This window comes from Halomonas huangheensis, assembly GCF_001431725.1.
Lineage (GTDB): Bacteria > Pseudomonadota > Gammaproteobacteria > Pseudomonadales > Halomonadaceae > Halomonas > Halomonas huangheensis.
The window spans coordinates 3,447,547-3,472,774 of record NZ_CP013106.1 but is presented as its reverse complement, the minus strand read 5'-3'; the positions used below and the strand labels follow the sequence as shown (position 1 = coordinate 3,472,774).

The following is a 25,228-nucleotide window of genomic DNA, read 5'->3' as shown; positions in this document are numbered from 1 at the left end:
CAGGTTCCTTCTCAAGGGTATGAAATTTCAAAAGTTCTGCGGACTCAGCCTGCCGGTCAATCACATCACCTGTGGATCTCGAGACGTTGCTATACCTTAATGAGTGAACGTTGAACCTTCAAACTCAATTGGAAATCAACGATATCGCAATGGCGTGGCAAGACAGCCAAAGGTCGCGACGAGGACAGGCATCGCGCATCATATATCGGAGGGGAATAGGCGGAGCAGCTTGCCAGGATCCTCGTCGGTGAGTAGATAAATAGCACCATCCGGCCCCTGACGAACATCGCGAATGCGCCCGACCTGTCCATCAATCAACACTTCCTGGCCTTTGACTCGTTGAGCGTCAATATCGAGGCGGACCAGCTGTTCGCTGGATAAGCCTCCAGCCAATAGATCGCCCTGCCATGCGGGGAATAGGGGGCTGGCAACCACGGCCAGACCTGAGGGGGCGAAGCGTCCCTCGAAGACATGTGCTGGGTCCTGCATGCCGGGAGCACTGGAGTCACCCACCGGCAGAAAGCTTACGTATTCTCTCCCCAGGCTCACCTCCGGCCAGCCATAATTGGCTCCGGCAGTTATCAGGTTGAGCTCATCGCCAGTGCGCGGGCCATGTTCCGTGGACCACAGCGTGCCATCGGCAGCCATCGCCAAACCCTGTGGGTTGCGATGTCCCATGGAATGGATACCGTCAGCGGCACCAGTAACAGCTGCGGGCAGAAGGTTGCCGTCTTCGTCCAGGCGTACCAGGCTGCCGGCATGATCCTGGGTATGCTGGGCGCGATCACGCTCACCGCGCTCGCCAATCGACATCAGCAGTGTGCTGTCACTGAGCCATAGCAGACGCCCGCCATAATGGCGGCTGGAGTCTGCTGGTCGATTGTGGATGAACAGATGTTCGATGCGGCCCAGTTGTTGGCCGTCAAACCAGATGCGCGAGAGGGCGGTAGCATCGCGGTTCGAGTCGCTGCCCGGACGTGCCCAACTGAAATACAACCAGTCGTGCTCGCCGTCACCGAAGTTCGGGTGGAGGGCGATATCGAAGAGCCCGCCCTGGCCTCTGGCTGACACCTGGGGCATACCCGCCAGTGGGCGCAGTTGGACAGAATCGGGCTGGAGTGAATCGGACTGTGCTGAGTCGGGTTGTCCGGAATCCAGCAACAACAACCTGCCTCCTCGCTCGCTGATCAGCATTCGCTCATCTGGCAGAAATGCCAGCGACCAGGGATGGGACAATCCATCTTCGATGGTTTCTATGGATAGACGATAGTCTTCGCTGAGCACCGTTTCTTCGCTGTCAGCCTCTTCGTTGGCAGCACAAGCCATGCTGGACAGCCCCAGAGTCACGATGCCGATCAGGGTCATTGTTGTGCGGAGAGAACGTACCTGGAGAGAACGTACCTGGAGAGACAGCACCAGTCGCATGGCCATGATCCTCGCGTATCGTCAGATTCTGCCGCTCATCAAGAATGCCAGCAGCAGGGGCAGGTAGATAAGCGACAGCAGAGTCGAACAGAATACCAGACTGGCGACATAGGCCGGTTCGCGCTGTGCCTTCTGGGCGAACAGGTAGTTGAACACCGCCACCGGCATGCTCATCTGCAGCATCAGTACCGCCAGCGCCATCGCAGGCAGTTCAAGCCAATGTCCGATCAGCCAGGCAACACCTACTGCTACCGGAATGCGGATCAGGCTGAAACTGATCCCGGAGCGCAGGTTCCTGACCTGAATGCTGGCCAGCGAGACGCCAAGGGTGATCAGCATCAGCGGCACGGTAAAGCCCGAGATCAGATCGACACTGTTGTCCAGCCACAGTGGCAATTCGGTGTCGGTGAGCAGCAGCACCATGGAGATCAGGATCGCGTAGACGGTCGGGGTCTTGATCAGCGACTTCAGCGGATTGCCACGGCTGGCCAGCATGGTGCCAAGAGTAAACTGGAACAGAGATACCGTGACCATTACGGTGATACCGTAGGCGAAGCCGGCCTCGCCAAAGGCGTACAGCACGACCGGCAGGCCCATGTTACCGGTATTGGGGTACATGGTCGGGGCCAGTAGCACGCGCCAGTCGCGGCGCAGTAGTTTGGCAAGGCCGAAGGATACGGCCCCCATGCTTATCAGCACCAGCGCGGTGGCCAGCATGGTACGACCGAAGCTGGAGGCATCGATTTCCGCGCCCGAGAGCGAGGCGATGACCAATGCCGGGGTACCGATATTGAAGACCAGCCGTGTCACAAAGGCGACCGGATAATCCATACCACGGCGAATCCAGATGAACCCGAGGCCCGCACCGGCCACCACCGGCGCCATGACGGCAATCAGTTCAGCAATCATATATGTGTGTTCTCCCTGTGCAGAGCTGAGAGGGCAGGGGCGTTACCCGGTAGTGGCGTTATCCGGCTGGATGATATTGGCTGCGTCGCTACGGGCCGTCCGCGAACGTTCTGCCTGGCGTTGTAGCGATAGCCACAGGCGTTCAACCAGCCCCGAAACCAGTAGGCGCTGGTGCGCAGTAACATCGGCATCATTGCGCAGTGCCTCGACCAACTCGGCACCGCATGCCGCGACCCGTTCCGGGCATTGGCCACGTGCGCTGGCGGCGTAGTCATCCGCCAGCGCCTGGCTCAACTGACGACGCGCCTCGGCGACGTCATTGCCGCCGACATCCTGCAGCCGGCGGCGCAGGTGCATACTGGCATGGCCCAGGTCGAGGCCGGTCAGGCCGAGGGTAAACAGGTAACGACGATCTTCCGGTACCAGGTGGTCGTGGTGCGCCAACTGCAGCAACCTATCGGCCATTTTACCACTGAAACGCGTTTCCACTTCGTGCAGCGGATAGTTTTCCTGTTCACGCAGATCCTGAACGGTGGCTGCTACCAGGCGATACTTGCGTAGCCTGGTTGGCAGGCCGGGAATCATGCGGAAGGCCATGACCACGACCGACAGGCCAATCATCACGGCGATGGCACGATTGGCGAAGCCATCGAAGTCGAAATCCATGGCATTCCCGGGCATGGTCAACAGGATGTTGCCGATGGTGAAGCCGAGACAATAACCGGCGAGCCTGGGATTGCCGGCGCCCAACAGGCCGAGAAACAGCGGTGGGAAGAACGCCAGTACCAGCATGCCGAAGCCATGTGCCTGTGACAGCAGGATATGGCCGAACAAGAATGCACTGGGAATGGCAAACAACATGCCACGACCGAACATTGCCGCCACCATGGCCGGGTTTTCGCGTGTGGCAAACATCGCCGAGAATAACGTGCCCAGCAGCATGGCGGTCTGGCCGTTATCCCAACTGGTCAACACCCAGAAGCTCGCCAGCAATGCAAAGATCAGCCCCGAGCGCAGAGCGTTGAGCACTGCGGTGAGATGGTCGCGGTGCCAGGCCAGTGATGGGGCCTTCAGGTGCCGCTGCGATGGGGTATGCATTGCCTCACGCGCATCGATGATCACCAGTGCATGGCCCAGCGCTTCGCGTAGGCCAATCAATAGGCGGAAGCGCAATGCGACATCTGGATTGACGCTGTCTTCCTGTTCACAGGACTGCTCATCCAGGCAGGCCAGCGACTGGTGGCGCAAGTCATGGAGCCGCTCGCGTGCCTCGTGGAGGCTGGAGGCGTCGGCACATTGCTGCATGCCATCGGCAATGTTTGCGGTCAGGGTGCGGATATGTTCGGGCAGCCGGTCACCGTGATAGCGCAGCAGTTGCTGCAGGGCGTAGAGAATTGCCATCAGGCGCAGAGTGCGCCGTGTCAGAACATGGCTGGCGCGGATGCGCCCCTGGCCTTCCGGGCCCTCATAGCGAGCTGCCTGGCTATCGGTCTCGAGTTGTGTCAGGGGCGTGAGGCTATCGGTCAGCGTCTGCTGCAGGGCGCTGACATCGGTGGTGTTGTTCAGTCGCAGTGCCGCGTGCTGGAAGGCATTCCTGGCCACCTCGTCGGCCAGCCCGGTAAGGTGGTCGCGAACCTGGGTCGGCCACAACAGTGAGCTGACCAGAGTGGCGCAGATCGCGCCGAGTGACAGCTCCGACAGCCGAGCCACGGCGACCGAGAACAGTCCATCCGGGGCACTGGCGGTAATGATCACGATCAGCATCGCCGTGACCGCCCCCATCACGCAGCCATAGGAGGCATTGTTGCGAGTCACCGAGGCCGCATAGGTGCACAGCATGATCCACAGCGTCAGACTGCCCAGCGCCAGGGTGGGAGCCTGGACAAAGGCGGCCATGATCGCGATTCCGACCAGGCAACCCACCGCGGTCCCCAGCAACTGGCTCAGTCCCTTCTCGAAGACCATTCCACTCATCGGGCGAATCTGCAGGAAGGCCGCCGAGATCAGCGCCCAATAGGGGCGCTCCAGGTCGCACCAGAGTGCGATATACAACGCCAGCAGCATGGCCAGTGTTGCCTTGATGGCGAACTTGACCGCGCTGGAGGAGGGCGTGAGATAGGCTTGCCACCAGAGCGACATGGCCTACTCTGCCTGCTGGTCAATGTGATCATTGATGTGGACCGTGGCGGTCATGCCTGCGCTCAGATCAATCGACTCGGGATATTCATCCAGGGCGATACGCACCGGAATACGCTGAGCAAGACGCACCCAACTGAAGGTCGGCTGTACCTGGGGCAGCAACTGGTTGTTGGGAGTGGCGTTGTCATTGGCAATGGCTCTGCCGATGCTCTCCACATGTCCGGCAATTTCGATATCGCCGCTCATCAACGTCACCCTGGCGGAGTCTCCGACCTTGAAGGCCGGACGCTTGGTTTCCTCCATATAAGCGGTGACATAGAAGGAGTCGTCACGCACCAACGCCATGACAGCGGTGCCACGATTGACATAGTTACCTTGGACCAGTTGCAGATTGAGGATATGCCCGGAAGCCGGGGCATCGACTTCAGTGCGCTCGAGGTCCAGCTCTGCGCTGGCGACGTCACTGCGGGCTTCAGCCAATGCTGCTGCGGCGACCTGACTATCGATATTCGCCGACTCGCGACTTTCGGCACTGATCGCCTGGTTACTCAGCCGTGAACGACGCCCTGCTTCGTGCTGACGCAACTGCAGTTCGGCCTCACGTTGATCAACGATCGCATTGGCATGATCCAGCGCGGCCTGGTAGCGGGCCGGGTCGATGCGAAACAACACCTCTCCGGCAGTGACATGCTGGTTGTCGCTGATCGGCAGTTCCAGCACCCGGCCGGAGACATCGGGGGCGATGGTGATGATGTCAGCAGCGACTCGCGCATCACGAGTCCAGGGAGTGTAGAGATAGTATTTCCACAGCCACATTCCGGCAGCGATGGCGATGGCAGCGATGATCGCGGTGATCAGTATACGGATGGTCTGGCGCATCGATCAGACCCCCGGCCTGGCGCCGAGCCAGGCAACCACTGTGGTACACAGCACCACCAGTGAAGTATCGAGCCAGGCTTCGTACCACAAGCGCGATGAGCCCAGCAGGCGGTACAGAACGAAGCGCAGAATCAGCGCCGCCAATATTCCCACCATCAGATACATCAGCAAGGGGCTGAAATAGACGCCTCCGAGCGCGTATTCCCTTAGCGCCATCTGTGCTCTCCACCGCAATAATCGATATGCCTTTCAGCTTATCAGAGAGTAGACCATGCGCGCATGAGTGCTCAGTGACTGATGTCGGTTGCTGGGGAGTGGAGTTGTGTGCAGGAAGCGGGCGTATTCACGGCGGTATTGGTCTTTTGTGGTGTCTGCCAGGCCACGGGACGAGATTGACGCAAGTGCTCCAGCAGGGCGGTGACCTTGCGGGGTTGATGGCCGAAACCATACAGCAGCGTCACATCCAGCGGCTTGAGTTGCCAGGCGTCGAGACAACGCACCAATTCTCCCGGATGAGCGCGCTCGCGGGATTCGGCGATCCAGCAGGGGAGCACACCGATACCGCCACCGCCAGCAATGGCATCGATATGCAGCATGGGTTGGTCGACACGCAAACGAGAGGGAGGCGGGCGGAAGTTGAATTCACTGCCATCTGGATGAGTGAGTACCAGCCCGCTATTGGTTTCGCCAATCATATCGATCCACGAATGTCGCGTCAGCGCCTGAGGATGATCGGGGTAGCCGTGATGTTCGAGATACTCGGGATGCGCATAGATACCTCGCGCCAGGCGACCGATGAGTTCCTGCCGTAAGCCTCCCTCTCCAACCTCGCCCAGCCAGACGCTGATGCCGTGAAACTCCGGGTCTCGCGGAGGAACGGGTCGAGTATGCAAGGCCACGTTGATCGCAGGGTGCTTGTTCAGAAAATCCCGCACCGAGCGCCCGAGCCAACTACGGGTCAGGGTTCGGTGAGCCTCGACCAGCAGTTCTCCGCTGACTTCTTCACGCAGCGAATCAAGGGCACGTTGTCCCTCGCCAGCCAGCTCGAGAATCTTCTGGCTGATCTCGTAATAACGGTGGCCTGCCTCGGTGGGCAGCAATTGATTGGCCTGGCGCTTGAGCAACGGCTGCCCGAGTCGAGCCTCGAGTTGGGTGATACGCCTGCTCAGCGTCGATTTCGCCAACCCCAATTCGGCGGCGCTGCGGGTCAGGCTGCCGGATTCCATCACACGGTTGAAGGCAAGCAGTTCATCGAGATCGGGCATCTGGCCTCCATATGCAGCGAGCGAACACAGCGGTAATCGCCAAGCATACCATTTTGCGAGTGTTAATGATTAGCGTTTAAACGACTGGCGTGGTGAAAAGGGACAGCCTCGTTGCGTAACGTGCAACGTGCTGTGCCGCGACATGGGGGAACTTACATGAAAGAATCTAAATGAGAAAGATTTTTATTATATATAAATGATGTTGAAGCTGCACTTGTCGATGCGGTTGTGCTGTGCATTTATCCGCTCGGCAGCAGTATTGGAGAAGGAGAGAGTTGCCCCATGCCCCGTTCGATCCACCAGCCCTGGTTTACAGGCACCCTGTTGAGCCTGGCCAGTGTCACTGTCACCACTGCAGCATCGGCCCAGGAGGCTGTCGAGCTGGATGATGTTGTGGTTACCGCTGCCGGTTTTGACCAGCAGGTCGTCGATGCTCCGGCATCCATCAGCGTGATCACTCGCGAGGATCTGGAGAAGCGCTATTACCGAGATGCCACGGATGCGCTGCGTGATGTGCCTGGTGTTATCGTCACGGGTGGCGGGGCGGGAGACAACGGTTACGACATCAGCATTCGCGGCATGCCATCGCAATATACGTTGATTCTGGTCGATGGCCGTCCCCAGAACAGTCGCGAGACACGCCCCAACGGTAGCGCCGGTTTCGAGCAGGACTGGCTGCCACCGTTGCAGGCCATCGAACGTATCGAAGTCGTCCGTGGGCCGATGTCGACGCTGTACGGCTCGGATGCTATCGGTGGCGTTATCAACGTAATCACCCGCAAGGTTGCCGAGGAGTGGCACGGCAACCTGCAACTCGACACTGTCATCCAGGGCGACAGTGACTCGGGCAACAGCCGACAGGCCAACTTCTATGCGTCAGGACCGCTTGTCGAGAACCTGCTTGGTCTGCAGGTATATGGCCAGGGCTACCATCGGGACGAAGATGAGATCATCAACGGCTATGAAGACAAGAGCCTCCAGAGCCTGACGGCACGACTGACGCTGACACCCAGCCGCGATCATGACTTTTCTCTCGAGGCCGGCAGAAGTACCGAAGACCGAGAGTCGTTGATGGGTAAATCGGCCCCCAGCGAGGGTTGCCGCGGTGGTTGTGAAGACAGCTTCAATGAGTTCACTCACGAACATATTGCCCTGACGCACACTGGACGCTGGGACTTTGGTACCAGCGAGACCTTTGTCCAGCGAGAGGTGGCAGACAATCGCTCGCGAGATATGGAAATCACCAATACCACCGCCCGAAGCAGTCTGGTGATGCCGTTGGGCGCTCATATGCTCACTCTGGGGGCGAACTTCGAGGAAGAAGAACTCGACGATCAGAGCTCCAATCAGATTTCCGACCGCTCCAATGTGCGCAACAGCCAGTGGGCGCTGTTTGTCGAGGACGAGTGGATGCTCACCCAGGACTGGTCACTGACCGGTGGAGTACGGGTGGACGATGACGAGAACTACGGCAGTCAGGTCAGTCCGCGAATCTATAGCGTATGGCACATGGCCCCTCACTGGACGCTCAAGGGCGGTGTATCCACTGGCTATCGCTCCCCTAGTCTGCGTGAGATCACGCCTGACTGGGGGCAGACCAGTCGTGGTGGAGATATCTACGGCAATCCTGACCTCGAGCCGGAAACCTCCATCAACAAGGAGCTGGCGCTGCTCTATAACGCCGACAGCGGCCTGGCGGCGAGCGCGACTGTGTTCCACAACGATTTCGACGACAAGATCACTCGCGTGGCCTGCCCGGCGGATGTGTGCCCCGATGGGGCCAATGATTTCGGCTCCGATCCCACTTATCGCATCAACGTCGATGAAGCGGTGACCCAGGGGGTGGAACTGTCGCTCTCGACACCGATCGGTGAATCACTGGAGCTGGCCACCAGCTACACCTACACCGATAGCGAGCAGAAGAGCGGTGAGTACAAGGGCGATCCCTTGACCCAGTTACCCAAACACCAGGTCTCTGCGACGCTCGACTGGGACGTCAATGAGCGTCTCGATCAATGGACTCGCGTGACCTATCGCGGCGAGGAGAGCCAGCCGACAACAGGGCCTTCATCCAGCAGCATTGTGGCGCCGTCCTACACCTTTGTGGACACCGGCCTTGGCTATCAACTGACGGATGCCGCCAAGGTCAATGTTGGCATCTACAACCTGTTCGACGAAGACATCACCTACGACGAGTACGGCTATGTCGAGGATGGGCGTCGCTTCTGGCTGGGACTGAGCGTCGATTTCTAGAGACGGACGCTTGTCGTTACATGTTGCCACGCCAGCCCCGGACAGAAGAGCTGGGGCTGGCGTGTTTCATGCCGGGAGAGATCAGAATTCGTAGCGCGCCGACAGCCACAGCCGACGTCCTTCCTCGCTATTGGCGTAGACATTGCCGTAGCTGGTGCCGTCGTCATAGGCGCGGTAATCGATGAAGTCCTTGTCGAACAGGTTGTAGATCGTCGCGTCGAGGATGATGTTGTCGGTTACCTCATAGCTGCCGCCGAGATGGAACAGCGTATAGGCCTTGAAGTCACCGAGGTCATCAAAGGAGGGGTTGCCACGCACTCGGTCGCGGTTGCGGTAGCGCTCGCTCCGATACTCGGCGGACAACCAGGTGCTGAACTGACTCGTGGCCTGCCAGCGCAGCGTGGTATTGACGGCATGCTCCGGTGTGTCGGTCAGCGGCTCACCGGCCTGTTCACCACTCTTCTGCTCGCTATCGGTGTAGGTGTAGTTGGCGGTGAGGTCCACTGCCGATGTCAGCGCCACGCGAGTGGACAGCTCGATCCCCTGGGTGATGGCCTCGTCGATATTGATATCCTGGCCGTAGACACCGGTCGGGATAACAGGATTGTTGTCGACGAAGATGTCCGGGCCATCGGCGATCTTGTCGTCGAAGCGGTTATGGAACAGCGTGGCACTGGCCATGAAGCCACTGTGGTTGTCATAGTTGACGCCCAGCTCACTACTGGTGCTGGTTTCCGGCTTCAGGTCCGGGTTGCCGATGGTCAGAATGGTGCCCTGTCCAGTGACGCCATTGATACCACCATGCAGAGCATTGAGCGTCGGCGTCTTGTAGCCGCGGCTGACGCCACCCTTCAGCGTCCACTCTTCGTTGGCATTCCATACCAGGTACGCACGCGGACTCAGTTGGCTACCGAAGGCATCGTGGTGGTCGTAGCGTAGACCCGCGGTAAGTGCCAGATCATCCAGCAGCCACCACTCATCTTCGGCGAACACCGCCCAGGTGGTTTGCTCGAAGGTATCCAGAGCCAGACCGTCATCCAGTTCGGAGTCCATCCATTGGCCACCGATGCTGACCATATGCTCGTCCAGCGGCATGACGAACTTGCTGTCCAGCACGGTGTTGGTGGTCTCGAGCTGGCGTGGATCACCACCAATCAGCGACGGGAAACTGTCATAAGCAACACCTTCATCGCCCGGCAGCGTTCTGCCAGTGGTTTCGGTGGTATTGCGCATCAAACTGGATTCCAACGTGCCCGCCGTGAAGCGTCCGGTGTGGCCGATCGCCAATTGTTCGCGCTCGAAGCGCAATTCATCGGAATAGCCATTGGCCTTGCCCGGATCTGGTAGGCAACCCCGGCGGGTACGTCCATCCAGGGTACCCAACTGACACTCGTCGTTGTTGTAGCGCTGGCGACTGATACTGCCATCCAGCCATAGATCATGATCGACATTGGGAGTCAGGGTGAGTTTTCCGCCGACATCGTAGACATCACCCTCTACCGGACTGGGGCCGCGCTGACTGACGAGCTGCTCGTTGCCGTCGCCATCGGTATAGGTCAGCTCCGAGGCGGAACGATCGTAGAAACGTCCACGCAATTGGATGCCGAGGGTATCTTTGACGATCGGTCCGGAGGTGTAGACATTGAAGGCGCGGCTATCGCCGAACTCGTCATGTTGATTGAAGGTGCTTTCCGCTCCCAATGACCCAGCCCATTCGCGGCCGATCTTGCGAGTGATGATATTGATGACTCCACCCATGGCATCGGAGCCGTAGAGTGTGGACATCGGGCCCCGGATCACTTCGATACGCTCGATGCTGGCTACCGGCGGGAAGAAGCTGGTCGAGGTTTCCCCGAAGCCGTTGGGAGTAACGCTGCCCGCCGTGTTCTGGCGACGGCCATCGATCAGGATCAGCGTGTATTCGCTGGGCATGCCGCGAATACTGATATTACGACCACCAGTCTTGCCCACCTGGCCTCCCACATCGACACCCACGGCATCACGCAATGCGTCAGCAATGCTGTTGATGCTCTTTTTCTCGAGTTCTTCCCGGGTGATCACCGAGATACTGGCAGGCGCCTCTACCAGTGCCTGCTCGAAGCCGGAGGCTGTCACCACGACAGTGTCGAGGTTTTCCACGTTCTCCTGAGCGAAAGCGGTCAGTGGCAGGGCTGCCGTAGTCAGCACCAATTGGCGGAACAGGTGTGATCCCGGGAGGAGCTGGGTCGTACTTTTCATATCTGATACTACCCTTGAATGGTAATGGTTATTGATATCCTCTGCATTGTATTATCATTTAACACACAGTTACAATTTGTAATCTGGATCGTTGCGTTGCGTAAACTGCAACAGGGCGTCCCGTGACAGGCAGGGGTGATCTAGCGAATAATGTAATGTAAATGATTTGTATTCATGAACCTTGTCGCTTCCATCCTGCTACCTGGCAACAGCTTTTCCGGTACGAAGGAAGACCAATAAAAGGAAGAACCAATGTCTACCACCACGATCCTGCTGCGTGGGATGCTTGCGCTCGCCGTCCTCGGCACCAGCCTGACGCCGGCCATGGCTCGCACGCTGGACACGGCTTTCGGCGCAGTGGAAGTCAATGACGATCCGCAGCGTGTCGTCACGTTGTACGAGGGGGCGCTGGATGCATCTCTGGCGGTTGGTGTGACCCCGGTGGGAGCGATTGCCACGCGTGGTGGCCAGCAGGTAGCCGGTTATCTGCGCGACCAGGTACCCGATATTCAAATGGTTGGTCTGGCCGGAGAGACCAATCTCGAGGCGGTGGTGGCATTGGCACCGGATCTGATTCTGGCCTCGCCACGTCTTCCCGAGGAGCAGTATGCGTTGCTCTCGCAGGTGGCGCCGACAGTGGTACCTCCGTCGGCGGGATTTACGCCCGATGCATGGCAGAGCGAATCCCGTCTGTTTGGTGCCGCGCTGGGTAGAGAGGAGCAGATCGACGACGCCCTGGCGGATATCGAAGCGCGTGCCGCTCAGTTGAAGGCCAGCGTTTCCAACTCTCAGCTCGAGAACGCCCACACCGATGCCGAAGGCACTGCACCAGACACTCACCTGGTGCGCTGGATGCCGCAGGGGCCGCTGGTGATGTCAACGCAGCTGTTTTCCACCGGTATGTTGAGTGCTGCAGGTTTCACGGTTGATGACAGTGGTCTGGTTAGCGAAGGACGACCGCATAGCGACCCGCTGAGTCTGGAAGCCTTGCCCCAGATCGATGGTGATTGGTTGTTCCTTGCCACGCTCAATGAGGATGGACTCGAGGCGTTGAATACGGCGCGGGAGACGCAAGCCTTCCGTCGTCTCTCGGTGGTTTCTCGAGATCGCGTGGTACCGGTAGACGGGCAACTCTGGACCAGCGCCAGTGGTCCGCTGGCCGCTCAGGCCGTGCTCGATGACATCGAGTCAGCGGTAACCGGCAATACGACACCGTGATAACTGATGAATCGTGATGATCGATGATCCCTTGCGCCGCCCGATGAGGGCGGCGCTGATATTACTGTTGATGGTCTGTGTCGCTAGCCTTGTGATAGGGGCTGGCGATGTTGGTGTGTGGCGTTCTGTTGGTGCACTGTCTGGTGCCGAAGATGTCGATGCCGCCTTTACCGTATGGCACTTGCGGTTGCCGCGAACTCTGGTAGGGATTGTCGTGGGAGCTGCTCTGGCGGTATCCGGTGCCTTGTTGCAGGTCATCTCGCGTAATCCACTCGCCGAACCGGGGCTGTTGGGCGTCAGCGCCGGCAGTGCATTGGCAGTGGCAGTGATGCTGTCACTGGGAGCCAGCATGATGGAGCTGCGCGTCGGTGTCGCCCAGTTGGGGGCCTTGCTGGGTTGTGCTTGTGTGTTGAGCGTGACACGACTGCGTGGTGTCGGAAATGACCCGGTGCGTCTGGTACTGGCGGGAGTCGCTTTCTCCAGTCTACTGGCGGCTCTGACGTCGCTGTTGTTGCTGATGGATCAACGTGCGGCGGATGAAATCCGCTTCTGGGTAGTGGGAAGTCTGTCTGGCCGCCGCCTTGACGATCTGTTGGCGGTATTGCCGAGCATGGCGTTGGCTGGGCTGGTATTGCTGGTGTTGGTACGCCCGCTGTCGAGTCTTGCACTTGGTGAGCGTGCCAGTGCAGGGCTAGGGCATCATCCGGGGCGACTACGTCTGCTGTCGGTGGCCATTGTGGCGTTGCTGGTCGGTGGCGCCACTGCCATTGCCGGACCAATCGCCTTTATCGGATTGGTTGTACCGTTTCTTGCCCGCTCGCTATGTGGCCCGGATCTACGCCGTACCCTGTGGTTATGTTTGCCGCTGGGGCCGTTGCTGGTATTGCTGGCGGATATTCTGTCACGGCGTCTGGTGGCACCTTCCGAGCTTCCCCTTGGGGTCCTGACTGCTATCTGCGGAGCACCGGTGTTGATCGCAGTGGTGCGTGCTCGGCGACTACCCACGCTCTCATGATGTTGGCACCGATACCCGAGTCAGCAATCATGATGGAACTCAGAACCAGTGAGGGGCCCGGAGCCAGTGACTGAACAGAGTGTTGTGAAGGAGCAGAGGGGCTTGAGGGCACATCGTTCTTCAGCAAGGCAATCGCCTGTGGACCAACGTCCAACCCTTTCTGCCGGGCGGCCACAGGGCTACTGGTGGTGGCGTCGAGGTCGCTTTAGCCTCTTGATCGATCAGCGCAACGTTGCCGCACTGCTGACGTTGTCGGTTGTGCTGCTGGTCGCAAGCATGGCCTACCTGAGTCTAGGGAATATCACGGTGACTCCTGCTGCGCTGTGGCAGCTCATCCGCGGCGAAGGGGAGGCCATGCCTCGCTTCGTGGTTGAGCAACTGAGACTTCCGCGGCTGGTGGCAGCGCTGGCAACGGGCGCGGCCTTTGCGGTGGCCGGCTGTCTGATGCAGACACTGGCACGTAACCGCCTGGCAACACCAGGCATCATCGGTATCGATAATGGGGCGACCGCCTTCGCCGTGGCCTCGGTGGTGGGAGTAGGGTTGAGCCTGGCTCCTTCGGCCATGGCGTTGGCCGGAGCGGCGACAGCGGCGGTGATTACCTTTGGTCTGTCGGTGGGCGGTGGCGCACGTGGTTACCGCTTTATTGTCGCTGGTATTGGTGTCGGTGCGGTCTTCGCTGCCTTGACACAACTGATGCTGGCGCGCTCGGCGATCGACCTGGCCAATGCCGCCTGGCCCTGGACGGTGGGTAGCCTCAACAGTCGACCACCGCACGCCACGCTGGTGCTGTTGATCGGTTTGCTACTCGGGATGCCGGTCGCCGTGTGGTTGGCGCGCTCTCTGGGTTTGATGCGCTTTTCCGATGCGGTGGCGACCAGCCTGGGCGTTCCCATACAACGCCGCCGCGTGCAGGTATTGGTAACGTCGGTGGTGTTGACTGGCCTTGCGGTGGCTGTCGCGGGGCCCATTGGCATGGTCAGCCTGATCGGCCCGGAAATTGCCCGTTCACTGGGCTCTCCGCGTCAGGTGCCGATACTGGCATCGGCGCTGGCAGGGGCTCTGGTGATGGTGTTGGCGGATCTCTGTGGGCGCCTGATGCTGGCTCCACTGGAACTGCCGGTGGGTATTGTTACTGCGGTGGTCGGAGGCCCTTGGCTGCTGTGGATTCTATTGCGTTCTTCTCCTTCAAGGTAATTCCATGCATGACCCTTCGACAGCCACTCAACCTCTGAGCAACGCAGCGGATCAGCTCCCGGAACACCTTCTGCCCTATGCGGTCGAGGCTCTGACGCTGCGTCATGGTCGTTATACGGTGATCGACGAGCTGGAGTTGGGACTGCCCAGCGGCCAACTGACCGCCATCGTGGGCCCCAACGGCTGTGGCAAGTCGACCTTGCTGGCGGGGCTGGCGCGACTGCATGCGCCGGCGGCGGGACGGGTGTTGCTCGATGGTCATGATATTCGCGGCCTGAGCTCGGCGGAGCTGGCGAGAAGAGTCGCCCTGTTGCCTCAGGAGGCGCTGGCGCCGGAAGGATTGACCGTCACCGACTTGATTCGCTTCGGACGCCAGCCGCATCAGGCCTGGTGGCAGCAGTGGAGTGATGAGGATCAGCGGGTGGTGGGGGAGGCACTGGCGGCGGCAGGGCTTGAAGAGCTGGCCGATCGCACTCTGGACACGCTATCGGGTGGACAGCGGCAACGGGCATGGATTGCCATGACGATCGCCCAGCAGACACCGGTCATCCTGTTGGATGAGCCAACCTCGGCACTGGACCTCGGCCATCAATTGGAAGTCTTCGAGTTGCTGCGCCAATTGGTCCGCGAGGGACGCACCGTGGTCATGGTGGTTCACGATCTGACCAATGCCTGCCGCTACGCGGACCACCTGATCGCCATGCGTGACGGGCAAGTGGTGGCCGAAGGATGTCCTGCCGCGATTGTGACGCCGCGCCTGGTGCGCAAGCTATATGATGTTGATTGCACGCTGGTGGAGGATCCGGTCACCGGCAAGCCACTGTTGGCGGGTTTGGCAAGGGCTTGAAGGACTAAAGGAAACGCACTTCCCACATCATGTGGGAAGTGCGATACAGCGGAGTAGCAGGGAGATTGGGTTATTGAAAACTCAGTTCTCCGCCTTGTCGGCGGATTCCTGAATCTTGTCGCCCCAACCCTGAATGGTGCTACCTGCGGAATCCAACATGTTGGAGGTCGCTTCCCTGGTCGCGTCCCAGGCACTTGAGGCACCTTCCTGAGTGCTCTCCCACGCCTGGTTCAGGCTGTCCTTGGTGTCGTTCCACCAGTTGTTGGTGTATTCCGGCTGCTCACTGACTGCTTCCTGGGCGAGTGTCAGGTGCACTTCGTACACCATGTTGTCGAGGTTGTCGCCATTGTGGGTTTCGACACTGAACTTGCCGGTTTCAACGACAAACTGACGATGTTCGGCATCGAGTACGCTGCCGCTCTCGACGACAAGCGCAGCCAGCTGCATGTTGTTGTCGAATAGTACGTCTTCGACCTCACCCACCGCCTCGGACACCGTGTCAGCGGCAAAAACATCGGCGCCAATCAGTTCGTTGGCGGAGTAGAGCCCCTGGTTGTCTTGCTCCTGGTTGTTTTGTCCCTGGTTGTCTTCTTCGGTGGCAAGTGCCGCACCAGTGGTGAGCAGGCTGCCGACCAGCAGGGTACTGGTGAGAGTTCTGACGAGAATTCGAGCTTGAGTCATGGGTATTGCTCCTTGGTGCCCTCCAGCAGAAACATCGCTGCAGGGGAAAACGGCTTTGTATCAAGTAGATGATACACCGTGACCAGAGTTCAATCCTTGACTGTGCTCAACCGTTCGGAAGGTCGATATATCGATACTGATGACAAATGATGCGAATGCTTTTCACGAGCAACGGGCTGCGAGACAATGCCGCACCGCATCAGCTGTTGGTCTGGATTACATCAAACGCCCAGTCGCCCCTGTATAGTGGTGCTGGTTCACGAGGTACGCTCTTGGAATTGTTGTCTGTTGTTTATCGCCATTATCGTTGGCCGTTCATTGGTGTGATGGTGCTCAGTCTGGCCAGTGCGGGGCTGGGCATAGGTGCCATCGCCTTCATCAATCGGCGTCTGATCGAAAATGTTGGCGATCCCATCGGAGTGCTACCTGAGTTTCTCGGCATCATCCTCGTGTTGTTGGTGGTGACGTTGGCGTCACAGTTGGCCTTGACGCTGCTTGGCCATCATTTTGTCTATGGCCTGCGTAGCCGTCTGGTGAAACGCATTCTCGACACTGATATCGAGCGTCTCGAAGCTCTGGGCAGTGCTGAACTTCTGGCCAGCCTGTCGAGTGATGTACGCAATATCACGATTGCCTTCGTACGTCTGCCGGAGTTGGTTCAAGGCATTGTGCTGACGATTGGTTCAGCGCTTTATCTAGGTTGGCTGTCACCGGGACTGTTGCTGATTACATCACTGTGGGTGGCTGTCACCATCGTCGGTGGTTCGTTGTTGGTGGCACGCGTATATCGCCATCTGGCCAGGGTGCGGGAGACCGAGGAGCGACTCTATCGTGACTTCGAATCGGTGATTCATGGCCGCAAGGAGCTGACGCTCAACCGAGGTCGCGCTCGCCGACTGTTTGAGGACTCCTTTGCGGTCAACGCGCGCGAATATCGCGATCAGGTCGTGCGTGCCGATACTTACCATCTGAGTGCGGTCAACTGGTCGAATATCATGATGCTGGGGGCCATCGGTATCGTGTTCTTTCTCGCCAATGGCCTTGGTTGGGCCAGTACCGGCGTTGCCGCGACCTACTCGCTGACGCTGTTGTTTCTGCGCACGCCTCTGCTTCAGGCGGTGGGCGCGTTGCCAACCTTGCTCAGCGCTCAGGTTGCCTTCAACAAACTGCGCCAATTACGGCTGGCCGAGGATGACGAAGACTTCCATGTGCAGGAAGCCTCGCAGAATGACTGGCAGACATTGTCGATGTCCGCTGTGAGCTTTCAGTATTCGTCTGGCGATGCTGGTGACGGTTTTGTTGTGGGGCCCATTGATTTGACTCTGCAACGTGGTGAACTGGTGTTCCTGATCGGCGGCAACGGCAGCGGTAAGTCCACATTGGCAAGGCTGTTGACGGGCCTCTATCGCCCGATCGCTGGTGAGGTTCTTCTTGATGGTAAGCCGGTGACAGCTGATCAACTCACCGCCTATCGGCAGCGCTTCTCGGCAGTATTTACCGACTTTCATCAGTTCGATCAGTTGGTGGGGCCCGGCGGAGAGCAAGCGGACCCGCAGTTGGTTGATGATTGGCTGAACTGGCTGGTGATGCACGAGAAGCTGCGTTTCGATGATCAGCGAATCTCCAACCCAGAGTTGTCTCAGGGGCAGCGCAAGCGCCTGGCGCTGTTGATGGCTGTCGCTGAACAGCGTGACATCCTGCTACTCGATGAGTGGGCGGCAGATCAGGATCCGCAATTCCGCCGTATCTTCTATCGCGATCTGTTGCCGCGCCTGAAGCAGATGGGCAAGACCATCATCGCCATCAGTCATGATGACCATTACTTTCAGTATGCCGATCGGCTGTTGGAAATGCGTCAGGGGAAACTCAGCGAACTGACCGGCGCTAAACGCGATGCCGTCAGCCAGGATGCAGTGGCGCACCTCGACGGTGTTTGAGGTGCCTGCGATCAAAAAAACCGGGGACAGTCGCGCAAGCTGGATGGCTGTGTCCCGCCAGCGGGGTTGGTAGCCGCCGAAGGGGCTGCCCTCTGTCTCGGCCATTGCTGGGGCGGCTCGAGCCAGTCAGGGCTGCAGTTAGTAAAAGGTACTGCATAAGATCAGCGAGATGGCGCAGAAATTGGCGAATGCTGCCGGGCTGGTGAGAGTATCAGTAAGATTGCACCTTGATTGCGTTTACAAATGTTAATGATTAGCATGTGGTTGACGATTTCATCACGCAACCCGCTTCCTATCCGTTCTTCTGTTGATAGCTCCCCAATAACAGCCGCAATTCGAGATAAAAAACATGACTTGCTCTGCTCCCCACCTGAGACTATCGCCGCTCGCCGTTGCGGTACGCTGTGGCTTTGGTCTCTGTCTGGTTGGTCTGGCACCAGCCGCCGTTGCTCAGACCGAGGAGGTGACAGAAGAGGTCACCGATGTCGGCAGTGACACCATGGTTGTTTCCGCGACTGCGCTCAAGGTCGAGACGCCGTTGGCCGAGACCCCGCGCCCTGTTTCTGTCGTAGATCAGGAAGAACTCGAGGAGCGCAATGTCCAACAGCTCGATGAGACCTTCCGCTATCGCGCTGGAGTGTTGGCGGGCATGTACGGATCGGACAACAACACCGACTGGTTCAAGGTTCGTGGTTTTGATCAGTCCACCTACCAGGATGGGTTGCGCCTCTATCGCGAGGGGTACTATCAGTGGCTGCCGGAGCCTTATGGACTGGAGCGAGTTGAGGTATTCAAGGGTCCTTCATCGATTCTCTATGGTGAGGCGCCTCCCGGAGGCCTGATCAATGCCATCAGCAAGCGTCCGACCGATGAGCCTTTTGGCCAGATTCAAGTGCAGGCGGGTAACCGTGATCATCGCCAGGTAGGAGTGGATGTCTCCGCGCCGCTCAGTGAAGACGTGCGCTATCGCATCGTAACGGTCTACAAGGAACGTGACGGAGACTTGAACGATACGCACAACGACCGCTATTACATTGCCCCGAGCCTGGAATGGGACATCTCCGATGATACCCAACTGACGGTACTGGCCAGCCTGCAGAAAGACGATGGGGTACCGACCAACGCTTTCAAACTGCCCTATGGCACTGTTGATGACACGCCGTTTGGTCATGTTGACCCGCAGACCAACTACGGTGAGCCGGGCTATGATCGCGACCAACGAACTCAGGCGGCCATTGGCTACGAGTTCAGTCACGCCTTCAATGATACCTGGTCCTTTGAACAGGATTTCCGTTACAGCGATCTCGACCTGGATTTGCGCAGTACTTATATAACGACTTATCCACCAGTGACATCAGGGCGTACCGGACCACGTGGTCATCTGCAGCGCAATGGTGAAATCGAAAGCTATACCGTGGATAACCGCGTGATCGGCAAGTGGTACACGGATCGTACTGAAAATACCTTGTTGATAGGGGTCGATTACCAGGACCTGTCACTGGAAGGCAAGGAGTTTGATGATTTTGCCTATGACACGATTGATCTGTTCAATCCTCAGCATGGTAATTACACGCCGATCACTGATGATCAGATGACCGATCGCGCGATCGACAAGAACCAGACCGGGATCTACGTACAGGATCAGTTCCGACTGGATGACCATTGGGTCTTCCTGGGTGGGGTTCGCTATGACATGGCTGATACGGACAATGTCAACGAAACCACTGGGGTCAAGGAACGTGCCGATGACAACCAGGTTTCCTGGTCCGGCGGCGTCATGTATCTCAGTGATATCGGCCTCAATCCCTACTTGAGCTACACAGAATCATTTGAACCCATCACTGCCGTAGATGATGGCGGTTCGCTTTACGAGCCTCGTGAAGGCAAACAGTGGGAATTGGGTGTCAAGTATGCGCCTGTCGGCTGGGATGGTTACGTGACTTTGGCCCTCTACGATATTGAGGAATCCAACACTCTAGTGACCTCTCCACAGGGTATCCAGGTGCAGGAAGGAGAGCGTCAGTCCCAGGGCGTAGAAATCGAATCAGTCGGCTACCTTACAGATAATTTGCGCCTCACCGCGGCTTATACCTACGCCGATGCGGAGCTCGAGAATGGTGACCGAGCGCCATTGATTCCGCGTCATATGGCATCAACCTGGCTGGACTATGCCTTCACTGGTGGACTGCATGGCCTGAAGGTGGGAGCTGGTTTACGTTACGTGGGTGAAACCGTTGATGGTGATACCACTGTCGACGATTACACCGTGGGTGATGTGATGGCCAGCTATGATATCAATCGCCACTGGCGTGCCCAGGTCAATGTCAGTAATGTGACAGATGAGGAATATGTTGCCAGCTGTGATTACTGGTGCTATTACGGTGAGTCACGCAGCGTGATCGGTAGTTTGACCTACAACTTCTGACCCTTGTAATGCGCTGAATAGCTACAGAATATCGCCCGGCTTATGCCGGGCGATATCGTTTATGGTGGGTAATGATCAGCCCGTGGATGAGCGGTCCGTCAGCCCTGCATTGCGTAGCTTCTGCTGGTCGGTGGAGTCGGAAAAGCGTTCCAGCAGGATACGCAACTTGGGTGCTATCCAGCGCTCGCAGAAGGGTCGCTGAGGATTGGTATAGAAGTAGTCATGATACTGCTGTTGCGAGGGTTTGAAGCTGGCAAAGGGCAGTACTCTGGTTACCAGTGGTGCCATGAAGTCGGATTGCAGGGTGGCCAGAATTTCTTCCACCGCGTGTGCCTGTTGTTCGTCGAACACATAGACGGCGGAGCGATAGCGCTCACGCATCGAGTGATCGGCGGTGCAGTGGTGTGTGTGCAGGTGGATCTCGATCAGCACGGACAGTGGTATAGCCTGCGGATCGAAGTGAACGATCACTGCCTCGCAAAAGTCCGTTTCATCATGGTTTTCATCAGTGGCAGCGACGAACCCCTGTTCGACGCGCTCGACACCGATCAGTGACTGGAACACTGCTTCCAGACACCAGTAGCAACTGCCGCCCAGCGCAATGCGCTCGGCAGGAGAAAAGCGGTCGGTCATGGGCACTCCTGCTCCGGGTTCGATGGGGTGGCGCGGGAATCATGGGTTCGCGAGCGGCATGGGGATGATGCATCGCGCCCTTATGCCTGCTTGGTCGCAGATTCATTCGCCAGCTTACAACCCGAACCGTGCAGGGCCTTGTGTCCCACGCTGAGCGTCAGCGCCTCGATAGCCCCCACATGAAATAGGTACCACCAATCAGCGAAGCCATCAGCCCGGCGGGGATTTCCTGAGGGAACATCAACTGACGGCCCAGCCAATCGGCGAGCACCATCAGCAGTGCTCCCAACAGCGCCGCGCCCAGTAGGTGGAAGCGGGCGCGAGACAGCCCCAGGATTCGTGCCATATGTGGCGCGAGCAGGCCAACGAAGGACAGCGGCCCCACCACCAGAGTGGCGCAGGCTGTCAGCAGCGCGACCAATGCCAACAGCCCAAGCCGCGCCCGTTCAACATCGATACCGAGGGCCTGAGAGGTGGCGGCCCCGAGAGGCAGGATATCCAGCCAGCGTGTCAACGGCAGGGCGACAATGCCGGCGACAAGGGCGAGGCCGATGACCACCAGTGAGGCGCCGGAATCGACATAGTAGGTGGAACCGGACAGCCAGGCGATCACTTGCTGACCACGTGGGTCGCCTCCGGCCAGCACAATCGAGCGCACGCCATCGAAGATGGCGGTGATGGCGACACCGCACAACAATAGACGCTCGGGCTGGAAGCCGCTGCGACGATTGAGCAATACCAGTACCACCAGTGTCGCGAGCGCTCCGAGTGTGCCAGCACTTACCAACAGCAGGTTGCTGGGGCCGGGCACCACAAAGACCGTGAGCATCAAGGCGATGGCGGCACCACCACTGATCCCCAGCAGCTCGGGACTGGCCATGGGGTTGGCGGTGATCCTCTGGATCAGGGTGCCGGCGATAGCCAACAGAATGCCGCTGCCCGCTGCCGCCAGAATGCGCGGCCAACGCCAGTCGAGTATTTCCGGCATCAGGGTCAGGGTCCATTGGCTACTGTCGTGGTGCTCGGCACTATGTCCGGCCAGCAGTGACAGCAGCATGATGGCGATCATCGCCAAACCAAAGCCGGCCAGTCGCCGCCATGGCATGGGGTGACGCGGCCCCAGTGATTGCGCTGGCGCCGGTGGGCGACCTTGTGTCAGCCGCAGCTTCGGGATCAGCCACAGCAGCAATGGAGCGCCGAGAATCGCCGTGGTAGCACCGGTAGGGATAAGGGCTGTCATCTGTCCTGCCAGCTTCTGCAGCATCAGATCGGCCGTGGCCAGCAGAAGGGCGCCGATGGCAATCGACCACCACAGACGCTGAGTCAGTTTGCGGGCTCCTGCCATGCGCGCGATGTTGGGGGCGGCAAGGCCGATGAAGCCGATAACTCCAACACTGCTGACCACACATCCGGTCAGAAAAACGGCTACGCCGAGTCCTGACAGGCGTAGAAAACGCAGCGATACTCCCAGGCTGCGAGCGCTGGCATCGTCCAGTTCCAGCAACGCCAGAGGCCGAGTCAGCCAGATCGCCGCAGCGCCGGCTATCACTAGCCTCGGTAATAGATAGAAGACGTTGTCCCAGCCGTTCTGGGCCATGGAGCCGGCGCCCCAGACCAGCAGGCCCTTGAGCTCCTCCTGGTGGAACAGCAGCATCACCACGCCCAGCGCGCCGAAGTAGAGGTTGACCACCAGCCCGGCGAGCACCACCACACCCGGTGTCAGGCGTCTCCAACTGAGAGCGAAGACCAGAGCCATGGCGGCGGCCCCGCCAGCCAACGCTACCCACTCGCGACCCAGTACCAGCAGTCCCGGCGCCAGTAGAGTCGCCAGCATCAAGCCCAGGTTGGCGCCGCTGGCAACGCCTAGCGTGGTCGGCGAAGCCAGCGGGTTGCGCAGCACCTGCTGCATCAGGACGCCAGCCAGCCCCAGGCCGCCACCCGCCAGCAACGACATGACCAGGCGTGGCCACCAGCTGTAGTGCAGAATCAGCGATTCGGCACCAGTGGTATGGAGTGACAGCAGGTTGCTCAGCGCGCCACTGACGCCGCCGAGTGATGACAACGACATCCAGCCAATGGCAACGCACAGCAGCAACAGCACCAGCGTAGCTCGGGCGGGAGTCAGCCTGCGTTCAGCGACCTGCATCGGTGACCTCTCCGGTGTCAACAGCTTCAGCCTCCACAACTTCAGCCTCCACAACTTCAGCCTCCACAACTTCAGCCTCAACAGCTTCAGCTTCAGCGTCTAGCGTTTCAGCGTCAGGGGTTTCAGTATCGAGCGCGGCGACGAGAGTGTCAGCGAAGCGAATTGCCGAGGGCAGGCTACCGAAGCTCCATACCGGCGGAAGGATAATGACATCATCGCGTTGTACGCTCGCCAGGTGTTGCCACAGACCGCTGGTTTCCAACGCTTCGGCGACGCCTGCGGGGTAGGGCTCAACCACCACCAGCCGCGCCTCCTCCAGAGATACCAACTGTTCGATACCCACCAGCGTAAATCCCCAGGCGTTGGTCGGTTCCTGCCAACCGTTGCGCAGCCCAAGCCGCTCCATGACGGCTTCGAACAGCGAATCTGCGCCGAACACGCGAACGTGGCGCGCATCCATGAACTGCAGGGCAATCAAGGGGCGGGTATCCGCTGGGATCCGCTCGGCCAATTGTTTCATCCGGGCATTGCTGTCTGCGATCAACCGTTCGGCCTCCTGCTCGTGATCACTCAGTTCACCGAGTTGACGAGTCAAGCTCTCCAATTCCGGCCATACGGGGGTTCCGGGGGTATAAAGTGAGTAAGTCCTTACTGGGGCGATCTCCGACAGCATCGGCTCCAGATTGCTGAACATCGAAGAGATGATGATCTCATCCGGTTGCAGCGAGGCCAGCAGTTCCATGTTGGGCTGACCGCGAAGACCCAGGTCTTCAATGTCGGCAGGAACATGGTTGCCGACCCAACTGGTGTAATCATTGGTCTGGGCCAGTGCCACCGGCGGGGCATCGATCGCCACCAGGGTTTCGGCAAGCGTCCAGTCGAGGCTGGCAATGCGGGGTGCCGATATGACGTTGGTGCTGTACAGGACCATGCCCAGCAGCAGCCAGCGCAGGCTACTGCCAAGCAGGCGCAAGCCATCATGAAAACCAGCGCGTAGAGAAGCAGGGGGCATGGGGTGGCTTACCGAAGCGGAAAGGACGCGAGACATTGAAATAGTGCAGGCCGCCAGTGGTCAGTGAACGAGAGCAACGTGATGCTGGCCACCGGGGTGGGGCATGACCTGCATCGGGATGCCGTAGATATCTTCGAGCAAGTCACTGTGCATCAGCTGAGCCGGGCTACCTTCAGCAATGACCTTGCCGCTGTGCAGCGCGACCAGGTGATCGCAGTAGCGTGATGCCATGTTGATATCGTGCAGCACGATGACGACCCCGAGTCCCAGCTCGTGGGTGAGGGTGCGTACCAGTGACATGACTTCCACCTGGTGGGCGATATCCAGCGCGGCCAAGGGCTCATCGAGCAGCAACAGGCGGCTGCCCTGAGCCAGCAGCATGGCCAGCCAGACTCGAGTACGTTCGCCGCCGGATAGCGTATCGACCAGGCGTTCAGCAAATGGCTCGGTATGGGTCAGCGCCATGGCGCGATCGATATGTTCGGCGTCATCGCGGCTGGAGCGGCCCAACAGTCCTTTCCACGGGTAGCGTCCGAAGCCGATCAGCTCACGGCAGGTCAGGCTCTCGGCGCTTGGCAGGTGCTGGGGGAGGTAGGCGACTTCGCGAGCAAAGGCCCGGCGTCCCCAGTCCTTGATCGGACGGCCAGCGAAGCAGATCTGGCCGCCGCTGGCAGGCTGCTGCTGAGCGAGGAGTTTCAGTAGCGTCGACTTGCCGGACCCGTTGTGGCCGATAAGGCCATGGACCTTGCCGGCCTCGAAGCTCAGGCTGGTAGGGTGCAGCAAGGTTCTACCCTGTACCTCGAAGGTCGCGGCCTGAAGTTCGAACATTCTGGGCTCCATCATGGCGCCTGAGCCTGCCGGCGAGTGCCGGTAACCAGGGTGAGGAAAGGTAAAAATTAGATAGGAATGGTTATCAATTTTGCTCTGTTTGTCAATCCGCGGCATCCGATGCGGCACTTGGCGGTATGACAGCGACCGCGCTGCAACATTCGGTTGAAAAGCACCGGCC

At 59.1% G+C, this 25,228-nt stretch carries 19 protein-coding genes; 7 read left to right on the top strand and 12 right to left on the bottom strand.

The annotated features are described in order from the left end of the window. Nucleotides 1-198: 198 nt before the first annotated feature. From AR456_RS15010 to AR456_RS14985, 6 genes are all read right to left on the bottom strand, one after another. Complete coding sequence (locus tag AR456_RS15010) at nt 199-1,431, bottom strand: PQQ-dependent sugar dehydrogenase (protein WP_236995514.1); 1,233 nt, start codon at nt 1,429-1,431, stop codon at nt 199-201. A gap of 15 nt (nt 1,432-1,446) precedes the next feature. After that, on the bottom strand, nt 1,447-2,334 hold the full coding sequence (locus AR456_RS15005) for an AEC family transporter (protein WP_021818534.1): 888 nt from the start codon (nt 2,332-2,334) through the stop codon (nt 1,447-1,449). Nucleotides 2,335-2,376: 42 nt separating this feature from the next. Next, on the bottom strand, nt 2,377-4,473 hold the full coding sequence (locus AR456_RS15000; protein ID WP_021818535.1) for an FUSC family protein: 2,097 nt from the start codon (nt 4,471-4,473) through the stop codon (nt 2,377-2,379). A 3-nt stretch (nt 4,474-4,476) separates the two neighbouring features. After that, nucleotides 4,477-5,352 carry an efflux RND transporter periplasmic adaptor subunit gene (locus tag AR456_RS14995; protein ID WP_021818536.1) on the bottom strand — a complete coding sequence of 292 codons (876 nt, stop codon included), beginning with the start codon at nt 5,350-5,352 and terminating at the stop codon, nt 4,477-4,479. A gap of 3 nt (nt 5,353-5,355) precedes the next feature. Beyond that, nucleotides 5,356-5,568: a DUF1656 domain-containing protein gene (locus tag AR456_RS14990; RefSeq protein ID WP_021818537.1), complete on the bottom strand. Its 213-nt coding sequence runs from the start codon at nt 5,566-5,568 to the stop codon at nt 5,356-5,358. A 71-nt stretch (nt 5,569-5,639) separates the two neighbouring features. Then, nucleotides 5,640-6,617, bottom strand: a complete 978-nt coding sequence (locus AR456_RS14985; RefSeq protein WP_021818538.1) for a LysR family transcriptional regulator — start codon at nt 6,615-6,617, stop codon at nt 5,640-5,642. 282 nt (nt 6,618-6,899) lie between these two features. Between AR456_RS14985 and AR456_RS14980 the strand changes: the two genes are divergently transcribed. Beyond that, entirely contained in the window at nt 6,900-8,870 is a 1,971-nt protein-coding gene (locus tag AR456_RS14980; RefSeq protein WP_021818539.1) for a ligand-gated channel protein, read from the top strand. Nucleotides 8,871-8,951: 81 nt separating this feature from the next. Here the strand turns inward: AR456_RS14980 and AR456_RS14975 are convergent, their stop codons facing one another. Beyond that, complete coding sequence (locus AR456_RS14975) at nt 8,952-11,108, bottom strand: TonB-dependent receptor domain-containing protein (RefSeq protein ID WP_021818540.1); 2,157 nt, start codon at nt 11,106-11,108, stop codon at nt 8,952-8,954. 252 nt (nt 11,109-11,360) lie between these two features. On the opposite strand from AR456_RS14975, the gene AR456_RS14970 reads away from it, so the two are divergent. The 4 genes from AR456_RS14970 to AR456_RS14955 all read left to right on the top strand — a co-directional run bounded on the left by AR456_RS14970 (nt 11,361) and on the right by AR456_RS14955 (nt 15,385). Continuing rightward, nucleotides 11,361-12,326, top strand: a complete 966-nt coding sequence (locus AR456_RS14970) for an ABC transporter substrate-binding protein (protein WP_021818541.1) — start codon at nt 11,361-11,363, stop codon at nt 12,324-12,326. Nucleotides 12,327-12,342: 16 nt separating this feature from the next. Further along, nucleotides 12,343-13,341, top strand: a complete 999-nt coding sequence (locus tag AR456_RS14965) for a FecCD family ABC transporter permease (protein ID WP_021818542.1) — start codon at nt 12,343-12,345, stop codon at nt 13,339-13,341. A 138-nt stretch (nt 13,342-13,479) separates the two neighbouring features. Continuing rightward, nucleotides 13,480-14,538 carry a FecCD family ABC transporter permease gene (locus AR456_RS14960; protein ID WP_031207537.1) on the top strand — a complete coding sequence of 353 codons (1,059 nt, stop codon included), beginning with the start codon at nt 13,480-13,482 and terminating at the stop codon, nt 14,536-14,538. A 4-nt stretch (nt 14,539-14,542) separates the two neighbouring features. Beyond that, nucleotides 14,543-15,385, top strand: coding sequence for an ABC transporter ATP-binding protein (locus tag AR456_RS14955; protein ID WP_021818544.1), 843 nt, complete (start codon nt 14,543-14,545; stop codon nt 15,383-15,385). Between the two features lie 81 nt (nt 15,386-15,466). Here the strand turns inward: AR456_RS14955 and AR456_RS14950 are convergent, their stop codons facing one another. Next, nucleotides 15,467-16,066: a PRC-barrel domain-containing protein gene (locus AR456_RS14950; protein WP_021818545.1), complete on the bottom strand. Its 600-nt coding sequence runs from the start codon at nt 16,064-16,066 to the stop codon at nt 15,467-15,469. 272 nt (nt 16,067-16,338) lie between these two features. Between AR456_RS14950 and AR456_RS14945 the strand changes: the two genes are divergently transcribed. Together AR456_RS14945 and AR456_RS14940 are read left to right on the top strand one after the other, a co-directional pair. Beyond that, the gene (locus AR456_RS14945; protein WP_031207542.1) at nt 16,339-18,003 is read left to right on the top strand and encodes a multidrug ABC transporter permease/ATP-binding protein; all 1,665 of its coding nucleotides are present in this window, start codon (nt 16,339-16,341) and stop codon (nt 18,001-18,003) included. Nucleotides 18,004-18,352: 349 nt separating this feature from the next. Further along, nucleotides 18,353-20,428: a TonB-dependent siderophore receptor gene (locus tag AR456_RS14940; RefSeq protein ID WP_021818547.1), complete on the top strand. Its 2,076-nt coding sequence runs from the start codon at nt 18,353-18,355 to the stop codon at nt 20,426-20,428. A 75-nt stretch (nt 20,429-20,503) separates the two neighbouring features. On the opposite strand, the gene AR456_RS14935 is transcribed toward AR456_RS14940, so the two are convergent. The 4 genes from AR456_RS14935 to AR456_RS14920 all read right to left on the bottom strand — a co-directional run bounded on the left by AR456_RS14935 (nt 20,504) and on the right by AR456_RS14920 (nt 25,047). Further along, on the bottom strand, nt 20,504-21,061 hold the full coding sequence (locus tag AR456_RS14935) for a peptide-methionine (S)-S-oxide reductase (RefSeq protein ID WP_021818548.1): 558 nt from the start codon (nt 21,059-21,061) through the stop codon (nt 20,504-20,506). A gap of 157 nt (nt 21,062-21,218) precedes the next feature. Next, a complete protein-coding gene (gene fhuB, locus AR456_RS14930; RefSeq protein WP_021818549.1) occupies nt 21,219-23,207 on the bottom strand; it encodes a Fe(3+)-hydroxamate ABC transporter permease FhuB in 1,989 nt (662 codons plus the stop codon). Then, nucleotides 23,194-24,219, bottom strand: coding sequence for an iron-siderophore ABC transporter substrate-binding protein (locus AR456_RS14925; protein WP_021818550.1), 1,026 nt, complete (start codon nt 24,217-24,219; stop codon nt 23,194-23,196). The genes fhuB and AR456_RS14925 overlap by 14 nt, the downstream gene beginning before the upstream one ends. A 60-nt stretch (nt 24,220-24,279) precedes the next feature. Next, complete coding sequence (locus AR456_RS14920) at nt 24,280-25,047, bottom strand: ATP-binding cassette domain-containing protein (protein ID WP_021818551.1); 768 nt, start codon at nt 25,045-25,047, stop codon at nt 24,280-24,282. Nucleotides 25,048-25,228: the final 181 nt, after the last annotated feature.